The sequence below is a fragment of the Ensifer sp. YR511 genome, from assembly GCF_900103045.1.
Taxonomy (GTDB): domain Bacteria; phylum Pseudomonadota; class Alphaproteobacteria; order Rhizobiales; family Rhizobiaceae; genus Ensifer; species Ensifer adhaerens.
Genome location: NZ_FNGR01000002.1, coordinates 74393 through 89479 on the forward strand (window position 1 = coordinate 74393; position 15087 = coordinate 89479).

12 protein-coding genes and 3 tRNA genes are annotated in these 15087 nt (G+C 63.2%); 2 read left to right on the top strand and 13 right to left on the bottom strand.

Annotated elements, in window-relative coordinates; all coding sequences use genetic code 11:
• Positions 1 to 83 precede the first annotated feature (83 nt).
• From BLU15_RS04850 to BLU15_RS04895, 10 genes are all read right to left on the bottom strand, one after another.
• Positions 84 to 734 carry an NADH:ubiquinone oxidoreductase gene (locus BLU15_RS04850; protein ID WP_034803576.1) on the bottom strand — a complete coding sequence of 217 codons (651 nt, stop codon included), beginning with the start codon at positions 732 to 734 and terminating at the stop codon, positions 84 to 86.
• 7 nt (positions 735 to 741) lie between these two features.
• Positions 742 to 2046: an NADH-quinone oxidoreductase subunit NuoF gene (gene nuoF, locus BLU15_RS04855; protein WP_057252325.1), complete on the bottom strand. Its 1305-nt coding sequence runs from the start codon at positions 2044 to 2046 to the stop codon at positions 742 to 744.
• An 11-nt stretch (positions 2047 to 2057) separates the two neighbouring features.
• On the bottom strand, positions 2058 to 3188 hold the full coding sequence (locus tag BLU15_RS04860) for an NADH-quinone oxidoreductase subunit E (protein WP_090294524.1): 1131 nt from the start codon (positions 3186 to 3188) through the stop codon (positions 2058 to 2060).
• A 16-nt stretch (positions 3189 to 3204) separates the two neighbouring features.
• On the bottom strand, positions 3205 to 3462 hold the full coding sequence (locus BLU15_RS04865; RefSeq protein ID WP_034803583.1) for a hypothetical protein: 258 nt from the start codon (positions 3460 to 3462) through the stop codon (positions 3205 to 3207).
• Positions 3462 to 4652 carry an NADH-quinone oxidoreductase subunit D gene (locus tag BLU15_RS04870; protein ID WP_060522193.1) on the bottom strand — a complete coding sequence of 397 codons (1191 nt, stop codon included), beginning with the start codon at positions 4650 to 4652 and terminating at the stop codon, positions 3462 to 3464. The genes BLU15_RS04865 and BLU15_RS04870 overlap by 1 nt, the downstream gene beginning before the upstream one ends.
• Positions 4653 to 4709: 57 nt before the next feature.
• Positions 4710 to 5315, bottom strand: a complete 606-nt coding sequence (locus BLU15_RS04875; protein WP_034803588.1) for an NADH-quinone oxidoreductase subunit C — start codon at positions 5313 to 5315, stop codon at positions 4710 to 4712.
• Positions 5316 to 5333: 18 nt separating this feature from the next.
• Complete coding sequence (locus BLU15_RS04880) at positions 5334 to 5912, bottom strand: NuoB/complex I 20 kDa subunit family protein (protein ID WP_034803591.1); 579 nt, start codon at positions 5910 to 5912, stop codon at positions 5334 to 5336.
• The gene (locus BLU15_RS04885) at positions 5903 to 6268 is read right to left on the bottom strand and encodes an NADH-quinone oxidoreductase subunit A (RefSeq protein ID WP_034803593.1); all 366 of its coding nucleotides are present in this window, start codon (positions 6266 to 6268) and stop codon (positions 5903 to 5905) included. The genes BLU15_RS04880 and BLU15_RS04885 overlap by 10 nt, the downstream gene beginning before the upstream one ends.
• Positions 6269 to 6567: 299 nt before the next feature.
• A tRNA-Asp gene (locus tag BLU15_RS04890) sits at positions 6568 to 6644 on the bottom strand.
• A 76-nt stretch (positions 6645 to 6720) separates the two neighbouring features.
• A tRNA-Asp gene (locus tag BLU15_RS04895) sits at positions 6721 to 6797 on the bottom strand.
• Between the two features lie 458 nt (positions 6798 to 7255).
• Between BLU15_RS04895 and BLU15_RS04900 the strand changes: the two genes are divergently transcribed.
• Positions 7256 to 7331 (top strand) — tRNA-Val (locus BLU15_RS04900).
• A gap of 211 nt (positions 7332 to 7542) precedes the next feature.
• On the opposite strand, the gene BLU15_RS04905 is transcribed toward BLU15_RS04900, so the two are convergent.
• The 3 genes from BLU15_RS04905 to BLU15_RS04915 form a co-directional block, all read right to left on the bottom strand.
• Complete coding sequence (locus tag BLU15_RS04905; protein WP_034803594.1) at positions 7543 to 7941, bottom strand: (R)-mandelonitrile lyase; 399 nt, start codon at positions 7939 to 7941, stop codon at positions 7543 to 7545.
• An 87-nt stretch (positions 7942 to 8028) separates the two neighbouring features.
• On the bottom strand, positions 8029 to 11484 hold the full coding sequence (locus tag BLU15_RS04910; RefSeq protein WP_090294526.1) for an ATP-binding protein: 3456 nt from the start codon (positions 11482 to 11484) through the stop codon (positions 8029 to 8031).
• The gene (locus BLU15_RS04915) at positions 11484 to 12764 is read right to left on the bottom strand and encodes a metallophosphoesterase family protein (protein ID WP_090294527.1); all 1281 of its coding nucleotides are present in this window, start codon (positions 12762 to 12764) and stop codon (positions 11484 to 11486) included. The genes BLU15_RS04910 and BLU15_RS04915 overlap by 1 nt, the downstream gene beginning before the upstream one ends.
• A 379-nt stretch (positions 12765 to 13143) precedes the next feature.
• Between BLU15_RS04915 and BLU15_RS04920 the strand changes: the two genes are divergently transcribed.
• On the top strand, positions 13144 to 14982 hold the full coding sequence (locus BLU15_RS04920; RefSeq protein ID WP_090294529.1) for a HAMP domain-containing methyl-accepting chemotaxis protein: 1839 nt from the start codon (positions 13144 to 13146) through the stop codon (positions 14980 to 14982).
• Positions 14983 to 15087: the final 105 nt, after the last annotated feature.

Below are 15087 nucleotides of genomic sequence, written 5' to 3' on the forward strand. Positions count from 1 at the left end.
CGTCGGCCCATCGGCGACGCACAATTCCAACACAGCCTTGCTGCTTGCGGGCGATGGCCGTCCCCGGTCCCCGCCCTGTTGTCTCAAGCGCCTTTCAGCGCCTTGGCCTGTCCAACCCAATCGTCCCGCTTGATCCGCCCGCCGAAACCGAGTTCGTCGTCGAAGCGGGCGACATCCGCCTCGCTCCAACCGGCGATGTCGGCAAAGCCGCTGATGCCCTTCGCGTTCAGCACCTGCTCGAGCTTCGGGCCGATGCCGGAGATCCGCTTGAGGTCGTCGGTGGCTTTCGCCTTGGCGCGCGTCGCGCGAACCTTGACCACCTTTTGAGCGGCAACCTTCTCGACCACCGGCTTTGCGGCTGCGCGCTTGGCAGGTGCGGACGGCTTGGCGACCGGTTCCGGCTTTGCGTCGGCCTGCACCGTCTTTGCGACAACGGCAGTCGTCGTGTCAGACGATGCGGGCTCTGCCCGCTTCTGCGCCGCCTCGACGGCCCCTTGCATCGCGCCGATCATGGCGCCTGCAATCTGGGTCGTGAGACCGAAGCCGATCGCGGTCGCTGCTGCAACTGCGGCTGCCGGGTGAACCATCAGCGGATGCAGCGGCACCTGTGAAAGGCCCTTCATCCATTCGCCCATGCCGAACGGGTCGGCCGGATCGCCGCCAAGCGGACGTGCGAACGGAATGCCTGCTTCGGCCTGTCCCTTCATCTGTCCCTCTTCGCGTGCGCCGGCCATCGTCGGGTTACTCCGCCGCTTCCAGAACCGCGCCATGCGACGACGCATTGCGCGTATATTCGTCGATGCGCTTTTCCATTTCCGGACGGAAATGCTTGATCAGACCCTGGATCGGCCAGGCAGCTGCGTCGCCGAGCGCGCAGATCGTGTGGCCTTCCACCTGCTTGGTGACGTCGAACAGCATGTCGATTTCGCGCTTCTGGGCGCGGCCCTGAACCATGCGTTCCATGACGCGCATCATCCAGCCGGTGCCTTCGCGGCACGGCGTGCACTGACCGCAGCTCTCGTGCTTGTAGAAGGCCGAGAGACGCCAGATCGCCTTGATGATGTCGGTCGACCTGTCCATCACGATGACGGCGGCGGTTCCAAGACTGGAACCGACCTCGCGCAGACCGTCGAAATCCATGATCGCGTCCTTCATCTGCGCGCCGGGCACGCAAGGAACGGACGAACCGCCGGGAATGACGGCGAGCAGGTTGTCCCAGCCGCCGCGAATGCCGCCACAGTGCTTTTCGATCAGCTCATGGAACGGGATCGACATCGCGTCTTCGACCGTGCACGGGCGGTTGACGTGACCGGATACCGAATAGAGCTTGGTGCCGTGGTTGTTCGGGCGACCGAAACTCGTGTACCAGCCGGCGCCGCGGCGCAGGATCGTCGGGGTTACCGCGATCGACTCGACGTTGTTGACGGTCGTCGGGCAGCCGTAGAGGCCCATGTTGGCCGGGAACGGTGGCTTCAGGCGCGGCTGGCCCTTCTTGCCTTCAAGGCTTTCGAGCAGCGCCGTCTCTTCGCCACAGATGTAGGCGCCGGCACCATGGTGCACGTAGATGTCGATGTCGTAGCCGAGCTTGTTGTTCTTGCCGAGCAGGCCATAGGCGTAGCACTCGTCGATCGCCGCCTGCAGCGCCTCGCGCTCGCGGACGAATTCGCCGCGGACGTAGATGTAGGCGACATGGGCACCCATGGCGAAGCTGGCGATGACGCAGCCTTCGATCAGCGTATGCGGATCGTGACGCATGATGTCACGGTCCTTGCAGGTGCCGGGCTCGGACTCGTCGGCATTGACGACGAGGTAATGCGGACGGCCGTCGCTTTCCTTCGGCATGAAGGACCACTTGAGGCCCGTCGGGAAGCCGGCGCCGCCACGACCGCGAAGGCCGGAAGCCTTCACTTCGTTGACGATCCAGTCACGGCCCTTTTCGAGCAGCTGCTTGGTGCCGTCCCAGTGGCCGCGCGCCATGGCGCCCTTCAGGGACTTGTCCTTGAGGCCGTAGATATTGGTAAAGATGCGGTCTTCATCTCTGAGCATAATTCACCTCTTTACCGCGGCTTCTTGCCGAAGACCTTGATGTATTCGGCTTCGCCGCCCTTGGCGAGCGCCTTGGCCTGCTTGACCCAGTCGTCGCGTTCGATGCGGCCCTTGAAATTCAGGTATCCGTCGACCCACTCGCGCTCCGCCTTCTTCCACGAAGCAACTTGCGCGTAGGTGTAGATGCCCAGTTCGTTGAGCGTACCCTCGATCTTCGGACCGACGCCCGAGATCAGCTTGAGGTCGTCGGTCGCTGCCGGCTTCTCGATGCCGGCCGGACGGTTCTTGTCCTCCAGCGACGGCTTGACGGAAACGGCAGCAGCCTTGGCCGGCTTCGACTTGTCGACAGTGTCGCCTTCGACCTTGGCGTTGGCAGCGGCTTCCGCCTTTGCCGTCGCCGGGGTCTTCAGCGATGCGTCGGTCACGGCCGACGCGGTCTTGGCGCGGCCGGCATTCGACGGCGGCACGGAGACGGCCGGAGCATCGCTCACCTTCTTGGCGGCGCTGGCCGCAGCCTTGGCCGGAGCAGCATCCCCAAGCATGAGGGTCGTCGGGCCGCCTTCCGGAGCCGAATAGATGCGATCGATCTGCGGACCGGGGGTGACTTCAGCACCCTTGCCTGCTTCGAAACGGTCGATGATCTGCTCGAGCTGCTCGGGCGTCAGGTCTTCGAAGGTGTCCTTGAAGATCATGACCATCGGCGCGTTGACGCAGGCGCCCTGACATTCGACTTCTTCCCAGGAAAGCGTGCCACTCTCGTTCAGGGTGAAGGGATCATGGGCAATCTTGCTCTTGCAAACCTTGATCAGGTCTTCGGCGCCACGCAGCATGCAGGGCGTCGTACCGCAAACCTGAATGTGGGCGCGCGTGCCGACCGGCTTCAACTGGAACTGGGTGTAGAAGGTCGCAACTTCGAGCGCGCGGATGTACGGCATGCCGAGCATGTCCGCGATCGACTCGATGGCGGCCTTCGTGACCCAGCCGTCCTGGTCCTGAGCGCGCATCAACAACGGGATGACGGCAGACTGCTCACGACCCTTGGGGTACTTATTGATCGTTTCCTTCGCCCAGGCGGCGTTCTCCTTGCTGAAGGCAAAGCTCGCTGGCTGGACGGTGTCTTCGGCTAGTCGACGAACGGACATTCTAGTGGACACCTTATCAGTTAATCGAACCGCACCGCGATTTCGTCACCGAGACGAACTCACAGGCATAGGCTGACTGGTCTTTCTGCAAAAATACGATGTAGCGCGTGCCATTGGCGACCGCGGCCTTGATCTCGTAGCCCTTGGCAACGAGATCGGCCATCGAGCCCCCGCGCATGCCGCCCGACGTCGCGCCGCTTTCGACCTGCTCCTGTGCAGAAACGGTCGATGCAAGCGCGAGAAGAGCGAGCGTGGCCAGGGGCGCGAGACGCATCAGCGGTCCACCTCACCGAACACGATATCGAGGGAGCCCAGCACGGCCGAAACGTCGGCAAGCTGGTGTCCCCGACAGAGGAAATCCATCGCCTGCAGATGCGCATAACCTGGGGCACGGATCTTGCAGCGATAGGGCTTGTTGGTGCCGTCGGAGACGAGATAGACGCCGAATTCGCCCTTCGGCGCTTCGACGGCGGCGTAAACTTCGCCGGCCGGCACGTGGTAGCCTTCGGTATAGAGCTTGAAGTGGTGGATGAGCGCTTCCATCGAACGCTTCATCTCGCCGCGCTTCGGCGGAACGATCTTGCCGTCGAGCGACGAAACCGGGCCGACCTTGGCATCGCCGAGCAGGCGATCGACGCACTGGCGCATGATGCGGGCCGACTGGCGCATTTCGATCATACGGATCAGATAACGGTCGAAGCAGTCGCCGTTCTTGCCGATCGGGATATCGAACTCGAGATCCGAATAGCACTCATAGGGCTGCGAACGACGCAGGTCCCAGGCAGCGCCCGAGCCACGCACCATCACGCCCGAGAAGCCCCAGGCCCAGGCATCGTCGAGCTTGACGACGCCGATGTCGACGTTGCGCTGCTTGAAGATGCGGTTGCCGGTCAAGAGTTCGTCGATGTCGTCGACGGTCTTCAGGAACGGATCGATCCACTTGCCGATGTCTTCGACGAGTTCGTGCGGGAGGTCCTGGTGGACGCCGCCCGGACGGAAGTAGGCCGAGTGCATGCGCGCGCCGCAGGCACGCTCGTAGAACACCATCAGCTTTTCGCGCTCTTCAAAGCCCCAGAGCGGCGGCGTCAGCGCGCCGACGTCCATGGCCTGCGTCGTGACGTTCAGAAGATGCGAGAGGATGCGGCCGATTTCCGAATAGAGGACGCGGATGAGCTGGCCGCGGATCGGAACTTCGGTCGCCGTCAGCTTCTCGATCGCCAGCGCGTAGGCATGCTCCTGGTTCATCGGCGCCACATAGTCGAGGCGGTCGAAATAGGGCACGGCCTGCAGGTAGGTCTTGGTCTCGATCAGCTTTTCGGTACCGCGATGCAGCAGGCCGATATGCGGATCGACGCGCTCGACGATTTCGCCATCAAGCTCGAGCACCAGACGAAGAACGCCGTGCGCCGCCGGATGCTGCGGACCAAAGTTGATGTTGAAGTTGCGGACGTTATGTTCGGTCATACCGATTGCTCCAGGTCGGACGGCAGCCGTTCACCGGCTACCGCGGACCACTTAGTCTCACCGTGCTTTCGCCTTCTCGTCGCCGGGCAGCACGTAGTCCGTGCCTTCCCAGGGAGAGAGGAAGTCGAAGTTGCGGAATTCCTGCTTCAGTTCGACGGGTTCGTAGACGACGCGCTTTGCTTCGTCATCGTAACGCACCTCGACAAAACCGGTGACCGGGAAGTCCTTGCGCAGCGGATGTCCTTCGAAACCGTAGTCCGTCAGGATGCGACGCAGGTCAGGATGGCCGGTAAACAGGATGCCGTACATATCGTAGGCTTCGCGCTCGAACCAGTCGGCACCGGGATAGACCGGCGTTGCCGACGGAACCGGCTCGTTCTCGCCGGTTGCGACCTTGACGCGCACGCGCAGGTTCTGGCGCGGCGACAAGAGATGATAGACAACGTCGAAACGGTCCGGCCGCTGCGGCCAGTCGACGCCGCAGACATCGACGAAATTGACGAAGGCGCACTGCACATCGTCACGAAGGAACGTAAGCAGCGCGATCAGGTTCGCCGACGTCGTCGTCAGCGTCAGCTCGCCATAGGCCAGCGATGCGTCGGAGATCAGCGCACCGCGCGTTTCGCGCAGGTAGGACGCAAGCTCATTCAGGGCTTCACTCATATCAAAGACCCCCTGCCCTTAGCGCTCGATCGTGCCGGTCCGGCGGATCTTCTTCTGCAGCAGGAGCACGCCATAAAGCAGCGCTTCTGCCGTGGGAGGACAGCCTGGCACGTAGATGTCGACGGGAACGACGCGGTCGCAACCGCGAACAACCGAATAGGAATAGTGGTAGTAGCCGCCGCCATTGGCGCACGAACCCATCGAGATGACGTAACGCGGCTCCGGCATCTGGTCATAGACCTTGCGGAGCGCAGGCGCCATCTTGTTGGTCAGCGTGCCAGCGACGATCATGACGTCGGACTGGCGCGGCGAGGCGCGCGGCGCAAAACCGAAGCGTTCGGCGTCGTAGCGCGGCATGGACATCTGCATCATTTCGACCGCGCAGCAGGCGAGACCGAAGGTCATCCACATCAGCGAACCGGTACGGGCCCAATTGATGAGCTCGTCGGTCGAGGTGACCAGAAAACCCTTGTCGGCGAGCTCATTGTTGATCTCGCCGAAGAATGCATCATTGCTGCCAATCGGCTTGCCGGTGGAGGGATCGATGATCCCTTTCGGCTTGGGCGCAACGAGCGTGGTGCCGGAGGTCAGTTCCATTCCAGCGCTCCCTTCTTCCATTCATAGATAAAGCCGATCGTCAGCACTCCGAGGAAGACCATCATTGACCAGAAGCCGAACCAGCCCAATTCATGGAACGAAACCGCCCAAGGAAAGAGGAAGGCAACTTCGAGGTCGAAGATGATGAAGAGGATCGACACGAGATAGAAGCGGATGTCGAACTTCATGCGGGCGTCATCGAACGCATTGAAGCCGCACTCGTAGGCCGACAGCTTTTCCGAATCAGGAGCCTTGAAGGCGACGGCGAAGGGAGCAATCAGAAGCGCCACACCGATCACCAATGCGATTCCAATGAAAATCGCGATCGGAACGTAGGAACCGAGAAGTTCAGTCATTGTTATCCGTCCCTGCCTGCGGGAGGGCGCATGGGAGAGCGCCAGAACAACAAATCTCGCAGGCCGAAAAATATGTTGCAACGCCGGAGTGGTTAGCGCAGCCCGCGCCGTCGCGCAAGCCTTGAGGGGCCATTTAAACCGCTTCGCAACACAGGATCGGACGGGTGATACCGACAAAGCGCGGATTCGCAGGCCGACGCGAACTTTACGGTAAAACAAAGCGAGACGAGACAGATTGCCGCAGCGCACAATCCGGCCCTAGGGCCGGCGCAATTCACAGGAAGGACGGAGAGAAGAAATGGCGCGAGTGACGGGGCTCGAACCCGCGACCTCCGGCGTGACAGGCCGGCACTCTAACCGACTGAGCTACACCCGCGCATGATGACCGCGAACGATCATTAGTATCACCATCGGCCCTCGTTGAGAACGACAAGGAAAAGCCAGAGAAAAAATGGCGCGAGTGACGGGGCTCGAACCCGCGACCTCCGGCGTGACAGGCCGGCACTCTAACCGACTGAGCTACACCCGCATCATCTTGACTTGGTTGAGGCGTTTCCGCCCCGCATCGAGCAGCAGCGCCGTTCGATGAGCGGCTAACTAAGCGGTTCGGATTGGGGTGTCAAGCGTGTTTGAAGACAAATCCGTGACGGAGTGAAAATTGATCCACAGGGCGATAAAAGGATCGAAATCGGAATGGACCAATAGCGCCTGCCGCCACCGGCCCGCCGTCACCTATCCCAACACGCACTCGTCGATGCGCGTACACGGAGGCTGATTCCGGATTGCCTCCCCTCCCTCCCCCGTTCGCCGTTACCGAGGCGCCGTCCGCGCATTTTGTCCACAAGCACGAAGCCCGCAGTTTCAGGGTGTCGCGCAAGCGCCAACAAAAAAAATCATAAAAACGATACAAATGCTCTTGCGGTTTTTTTCGGTTACGCCTAGATCACGGCCACCGACGCGGCGGACTGATCCGGTCCAAACGCGGAAGGGCGATTAGCTCAGTTGGTAGAGCGCCTCGTTTACACCGAGGATGTCGGGAGTTCGAGTCTCTCATCGCCCACCATTTTCTCCCACAGAAAATAATCACCAAATCTGCTCAAATTGCTGTTCGCGTTTGCGATAGGCCTGCCGCTTCGAATTGCTTTGGCTTTAGAGCTCAGCCGTCAACAGTCGGGAATCAGGGATTCGACGGCCTCGATCGCGATACCCGCACCGTCAGCCTCGCCGGAGCAGCAAACCCGCCAAATCCCAACGTATCGATAGGCCCACCGGCGCTACCCGCCGCGATACTGCTCGTCGCTGACATGCTCCAGCCAATCCACAGCCTTGCCGTCGAGCGCTTCCTGAATCGCAAGATGCACCATGGCCGTATCGGGTGCTGCACCGTGCCAGTGCTTTTCGCCCGGCGGGAACCAGACGACATCGCCCATACGAATCTCTTGCACAGGGCCACCCCAGCTTTGCACGAGACCACGGCCGGCGGTGACAACCAGGGTCTGGCCGAGCGGGTGCGTATGCCAGGCCGTCCGAGCGCCGGGTTCGAAGGTGACGCTGACAGCGCGGACGCGCGCCGGGTCTGCGGCCTCGATCACCGGGTCCTGGCGTACCGTGCCAGTGAAGTATTCCGCCGGGGCGCGCATCGAAGGTCTCGATCCACCGGGTATGATGTCCATATCTCGTTCCTCCGATTTTCGTGTGTGGCGCTCGTCGTCAGCGAAAGTGCGCTACGGCGGACAGGCCCAACCTCGCCCGCGAGCCTATCATAACCTGTGGATTGTCACAGTCGGACAGGCCTCACGGGCGATCTCGCAAAGATGCTCGTGGTGCGTCAGATAGATCACCTGGCCGACGCGGGCCATTTCTGCCATCTGCTCGAAGGCGCGGCCGGCGCGGCCGTCGTCGAAGGTCTCCATGATGTCGTCGGCGATGAAGGGCAGCGATTCGCGCGCGGCTGCGATTTCGTGATAGCCGGCGATTCTGAGCGCCAGATAGAGCTGAAAGCGCGTGCCCTTGGAGAGATCCTTGGCAAGCTTCGACCCGCCGGCCGACGCATTGGCGATCAGGAACTCCTGTCCCCGGTCGGACTGCGCCGACAGGCCGGAATATTCTCCGCCGCTGATCCGGCTGAAGGTCTCCGACGCGCGCCGCATCATTGCGCTGCGATGCCGCTCGCGGAAAAGCCGGAGCGCGGTCTCGGCGGCGATGACGCCGGCGCGAAGCCGCAGATAGGCAAGCGCCTTGTTTTCGATGTCGAGCAGCAACGTCCGCCGCTTCTGTTCGAGTTCTGCGACCGTGTCGCCGCCTTCGACAGCCGCGAGCGCCTTTTCTCTTTCCCGCATCTCCGTATGCAGTTCACTGACGTCGCGGTCGCTTTGTTCGAGTGCGGCATCCAGCCGTGCCAGCTCCAGCCGCACCGCCGTGTCATCGAGTTCCGCGAGCAAAGCCTCCGCCTGCGTGCTCTCGGCGACATCAAGGCGGGAGGCAAGATCCGCCTCCGATTCGGCGATGCGTTCACGCAGGCGCTGCTGTTCCCGGCCGGCCTCGAATAGCTGCGCGGCCTCATCGAGCGTTTCGCAGTCGAAGAATTCAAGCACCTGCCGCCTGCGCGCCACATGGAGCTCCCGCTTCGCACAGGCGACACGCCGCTCTTCCTCCAGGCGGGCGATTTCGGCGAGGAAGGTTGCGCGGCGATCCGAAAGCCGCTGCGCCTCGGCGGCGCGCGTCTTCAACGTCATGTAGGTCGTCAGTGTGTCATCAGCGGCCGTCCCGCAGGCAAGCTCGGCAATGGCGCGGTCGAATTCAACCTGGTCCTTGCGCATGCCGGCGATGCGATATTCGAGGTCGGCCTTGCGCTGCGTCAGCTTATCGAGCTCCTGCAGGATCGCCAGCATCGGACCGGTCTGCTCTGGCGTCAGCGGTTCGCTCCGCGCGGCCAGCCAGCTTTTGGCAAGAAGTTCCGACCATTGTTCTTGCCACGCGTCCATCGCGTCTTCAGCCAGATCGAGCGCCGACTGCCGGCTTTCCAGAAGCGTTCGCGCCCGCTTTGCCGCCTCACGGGCTGCGTTGCGGGCGCCCTCCAGCGCACGCGCCTGCGACACCGCCTGCTCGGCGGCAAGGAGAAGGTTGTCGAGCCGCTCCGGCAGGCGTCCGCCGATATCTATAGCCGCAAGCTCCTCGCGCAAGCTGGCAATCGCTTCGGCCTCCTCGGAATGGGCGCGATCGAAATCCTGGCGCGCCGCGCGCAAATGCGCGCGCAGGTCCAGCGCCGCAAGCCGTGTGGTCAGCCAAGGCTCCAGTTGCGTCAGACGCATCACGCTAGGTAAGCCGCAGGCCAAGACGGCTGTTGCCAACACCTGCGCTTGCGTCGTCGCGTCGGCCAGAAATTGCTCCTCCTGCCGACGCAGCGTCGCGATGCGGGCACGCCGCTCGGCGATCGACAGCGACAAGCCGCGCATGTCGGCAAGCTGCGCCGTGTCCGCAAGGCGTCGCGCGGAAACCTCGTCGTCTTCGCTCATCACCTGCTCGAAGGCAGTGGCCGTTTCCAGAGCAAGCTCCGCCTTGTGCTGGCGCCACGCTTCATTGCGGCGCTGACGCAGTGCTGAGGCCGAGAAATCGTCCATCGTGCCGCCAACGGCGGACAGCCCGGCCAGCCGCGCCTCGTCCCCCGCCAGCAACTCCTGCTCGGCAGCGATGCGGTCGACGACTCGCAAATGCCGCTCCTCCTGGCTGGCAGCCGCCCTGTGCCAGGTCTCCAGCGTTGCCGGCGACGGAACGTCGAGCGCGAGAAGATCATCGGCTGTTCCGGCAAAGGGCCTCAGCAGCACGAGCTTGTCGGCGAGTTCCGCATCCAGCCGGTCGATGGCCTGTTGCGCCGCCTGCTTGCGCAGGACGAAGTCACTGCGCCGCAACAGCGACAGCTTTTCGGCAAGCCCGGAGACGTCCGCTGCCCCCTGCTCTTCGAGCCGCAGCAAATCGCCTTCAGCGTCCCGATCCGCTTCGACGGCGCTCTGCAGCTCCAGGCGCGCCGAAGCGACACGCTCGACGAGGGCCGAGTGCCGGCGCGCCAAATCCTGAAGCTGCGCGCCGGTCCCGGCCGCAAGTAAAAGCGACGCGGGATCGCGGTCGGCCGGTTCGCCGAGCCGCAACAGGCAGCCAAGAATTTCTGCCCCGGTCCGCGCCAGATCCTCCAATCGAGACGGCATGTCGCGCGCCGCGGTGACATAACGCGCATCAAGCGCGGTTTCCTGAAGCGCGGTCAGGCGCTCGATCAGGCAGAGGCCTTCCTTGTCGAGCGGCATTTCCTCGAGCGCATCGCGGCGATGCTGCATCTCGCTGTCGATCTGTCGTAGCCTGATCTCGGTCTCCGCCTCCTGGCGCCGAAGCGCCGGCAGTTCACTCGCCCACTCCGCTGGCGGTACCGGCAGCGGCGGAGCGCCCGCCAGTTCCGCACGGAGGGCGCGAAGCCTGCCGAAATGGGGCAACGCTTCGACCTCGGCTTTCAGGCGGGCCCGCGCCAGCCGCAACTCGGCTCGACGCGTGATCGCTTCGTCGTGGCGTTCACGCGCCTGCGTCAGCGTCTTGCGCAGCGCCGCATATTCGCGTGCATTGATATCGAGCGCATTGCGTTCGACCCTCAGGGCCTCAAGCTCGCCTTTCAGTTCCGCAAGCTGATGCTTGCGCGCCTGTGGCCGGTAGAAGCCGTCGGCCTGCCCGCGCAGGGCTGCAAGGATCGCCGTGCTGTCCGGCAGGCCCGAGCTCGCCGAAAACAGCAGTGACCCGAGTTCGCCCTCGCTTTTCAGGATCGCCTCGCCGCCCTTCTCGATGCTCTCGTCGTCCAGCGAGAACATCATCTGGTAGGTGTCGCGATCGATCGCGCCGAGCGCTCCGGAAAACGTGTTGTCGGGCAAGGGCTGGTCGTCGAGGCCGACCAGTGAATTCGTCTTTCTCTTGATGCGGAAGACCCGATCGCTGCGGCCGGCCGCTTCGATCGTGCCGCCCACGCGCATCGTCTGGTAAGGGTGCAGGAAGCCGTAGGGGCTCGAATGCTCGATGCCGAAGAGTAGGTCGAGAAAACCGGAAAACAGAGTCGATTTTCCAGCCTCGTTCGGGCCGTAGACGATGTGGAGGTCGGGAGTGCCGGGCACGCCATCGCCGAAGTCAAGGCGACGATCGGTAAACTTGCCGTAGCGGACGAGATCGAGCGCGCTGATCCGCATCAGTGGCCACCCTCGCCGGCGCCACCGCCATGAAGATGGGCGAGCACCTCGGCGGTTCCCGACACACCGGCTTCAAACGCCAGCCGCGCGACCGCCTCTTCGTCCGGCGCCAGCGATTGGCGAAGCTCGGGCGGAAGCTGTTGCAGGACGTCTTCCACGGCCGCCAGCACGTCCTGGCGAAACCCGTGCGCCGGCAAGACGTCCGCTTCGACGAGCGCCGCCAGCTCTTCGACGGGATCGAGCATGGCGCCCGGTTTTTCGGTCCGGGCGTTGCCGCAGGTGAGTTCGACCTTCTCGATCCAGCAGCCGGCGATGCCGGCGGCAATGTTGTCGATCTCCGCCCGCAACAGGTCCGCGTCACGGCGAAGGCGCCAGGCCAAGGGCGTCGCGCCGGCGAGCGTCAGACGCAGGATGACGTTCTCTGCCGCCGCTTCACCACAGGTGCGCGAAAGCGCCTGCCTGACGGCATCGAGCATGTCGCGCCATTCCGTGATGCCCGTCAGATCGACACGAAGGCGTTCGAAGCTGGCGATGCCGATCGCCCGCTCGGCAAGACTGACATGGCCGTCGTCGTCGACCGTGACGAACGACACGCTCTTCACGCCGACTTCATTGATGTCGCGACCCTGCGGCATACCCGGCATGACGATGAAGGGCTCCGCCGCGTGGACCTGCCGCTGGTGGATGTGGCCGAGTGCCCAGTAATCGAAGCCATGGGCAACGAGATCGGCGACGCTGCAGGGGGCATAGAGATCGTGACCCGCGGCACCTGCGAGGCTCGTGTGCAGCATGCCGATGTTCACCGCGCCGGGCACCGGCGGCTGGAAGGCCGGAAGCAGGCTTTCGGGCGCATGCGGGCTGGCGAAGCTTACGCCGTGCACATAGACGTCGCGACCGCTTGCCAGCGTCTTGGCGACCACCGCCTTTGCCCTGCCCTTGAAGACGTGGGCGGATGGCGGCAGGGTCAGTTCATTGGTGACCTGCGACTGGGCGTCGTGGTTGCCGCGGATGATGAAGACGCGGATGCCGTGTTCATCCAGCCGGCGCAGTTCCCGCCCGAGAAACAGGGCCGTGTTCATCGACGTCTGGCTGCCGTCATATAGATCGCCGGCAATCAGCAGGGCATCGGCCTCTTCGGCGATGCAGAGATCGACGATCTTGACCATAGCCTGCCGCGACGCCCCGCGCACGATCTCTGCGAGGTCGGCATTTCTAAGGGCGAGGCTGCGGAGAGGCGAATCGAGATGCAGGTCTGCGGTATGGACGAAACGGAAGGGCATGGCCGACCATGGCCGTCCCGCCACCGCCCGTCAATCAGCCGTCACACGTCATCCACTTGCGAAATGCGCAGGCTACCGGCAAGCATATTTCAGCCTGCTGAAGTAAAGGCGGCGCTAATACAAATGCGGTTGGCGGCGCTTGTTAACATCGTCTGTTCAAGACATCGCGGCGCTACCTGCAAATATCAGATTATACTCACTTTAATCGATTAGGGATTTTGTAACATCTTGTTCGATAGGTTTGCCCCGGCTGCGTTTCAAGCGCGTCCAGGCACCGGAATGATTCCTGCTTCGGCTATCCGCTCCGTCATGACGATCAAGAGCCGGAATGACTTAATTCAAGTACAGTTTTACGGACGGCCGTCCTTCCGGGGGTACCATGTCACGGCTCAAGATTTCCCACACGCTTATTGCCCTTTTCCTCGTGGTCGCCGTTATCGTCTCGGCGCTTGCCGTTTCATCTCTCGGCGGCATCAAGATGATGAACGAGCGCAACAACGAGATCGCCACCACCTGGCTACCGCGCGTCTCGCTTTCACGCGCGCTCGAAACGCAGCTTTCCGATACCCGCATGGCGTTTGCCCGCCATCTGATTTCCCTGACGCCGTTTGAAAAGAAGGCAGCGGAAAAGGTCATCGGTGAGACCGTCGCAGGCTTCAACAAGCTCGCCGACGAATATTCGAGCCTGATGGTCACCGATGCCGACAAGGCGGCGCTCGACAATGTCCGGACTGCCTATCAGGCCTATCTCTCCGTCGCCGAAGGCATGGTCAAGCTCTCCAACAACCTCGAGAACATGAAGGCGCAGAGCGTCTTCAAGGTCGAGATGCGCGAGACCGAAGGCAAGGTCGACGAGGCGATCAAGGAAATGCGGGCGCTGAACCTCGCCGGCGCGGATGCCGCCGTTGCCGCAAGCTCGGCCACGCATGACCAGATCCGCATGATCGAGATCGGCGTCATCGCCCTTGCCGCCGTCATCGTGCTCGGCGCCATCCTCTATGCCGTGCGCGGCATCGCTCGCCCGATCCAGATCATCACCCGCTCGATGGCACGCCTTGCCGAAGGTGACACCGACAGCAGCATCCCCTATGGCGCCCGCAAGGACGAAATCGGCGAGATGGCCCGTGCAGTCGAGGTCTTCCGCCAGGCGGCGATCGCCAATCAGCATCTCGAAGCCGACGCCCAGACACAGCGCGCCAAGGCGGAAGCCGAGCGTCTGCGCGTGACGGAAGAAGCGGAAGCAGCAGCCCAGCGCCGCCTTCAGGAAGCCACCGCCGGTCTTGCGAGCGGCCTGCGCCGCCTTGCTTCGGGCGATCTCGCCTTCCAGCTCAACGAACCCTTCTCGCCCGATTTCGAGCAACTGCGTCACGACCTGAACCAGGCTGTCGCCCAGCTCGCCGACACGCTTGCCGCCGTCTCGTCAGCATCGGGCAACATCGACAGCGGTGCCCGTGAAGTCAGCCAGAGCGCCGACGACCTGTCGCGCCGGACCGAGCAGCAGGCAGCGTCGCTGGAAGAAACGGCGGCAGCACTCGACCAGATCACCGTCAATGTCGGCAATTCGTCAAAGCGCACCCACGAGGCCCGCAGCGTTGCCGGCCAGGCCAACGAAAGTGCCCGCAAGTCTGGCGCGATCGTGTCGGGCGCAGTCGATGCGATGGGCCGCATCGAGCATTCGTCGAGCCAGATCTCCAACATCATCGGCGTCATCGACGAGATCGCTTTCCAGACCAACCTGCTGGCGCTCAACGCCGGCGTCGAAGCAGCGCGTGCCGGTGATGCCGGTAAGGGTTTCGCCGTCGTCGCCCAGGAAGTACGCGAGCTTGCCCAGCGCTCGGCCAACGCGGCCAAGGAGATCAAGGATCTGATCCGCAACTCCGCCGTTGAAGTCGAAAGCGGCGTCCGTCTCGTGCGCGAAACCGGCGAGGCTCTGCGCACGATCGAAGGCTTCATCGTCACGATCAACCAGCATATGGACGCGATCGCCGTCTCGGCACAGGAACAGTCCGCCGGGCTCTCCGAGGTCAATACGGCAGTCAACCAGATGGACCAGGTCACCCAGCAGAACGCGGCGATGGTCGAGGAAGCCAATGCGGCAAGCGCGACGCTTGCCCAGGAAGCCGGCCGTCTGCGCGAACTGATCGCGCGCTTCACGCTCGCCGAGGCTGGCGGTCACGGCTACGCCCAGTCGACCAACGGCGCGCGCTGGGCCGCCTGATCGCGATCGGAGGCGACGCGCAAGTCGTGTGACGCGCAAACGGTCGCCTGTCGCGAGAATTTCTTGCCGCATCAAGTGAAACGGCCGCCAGAAATGGCGGCCGTT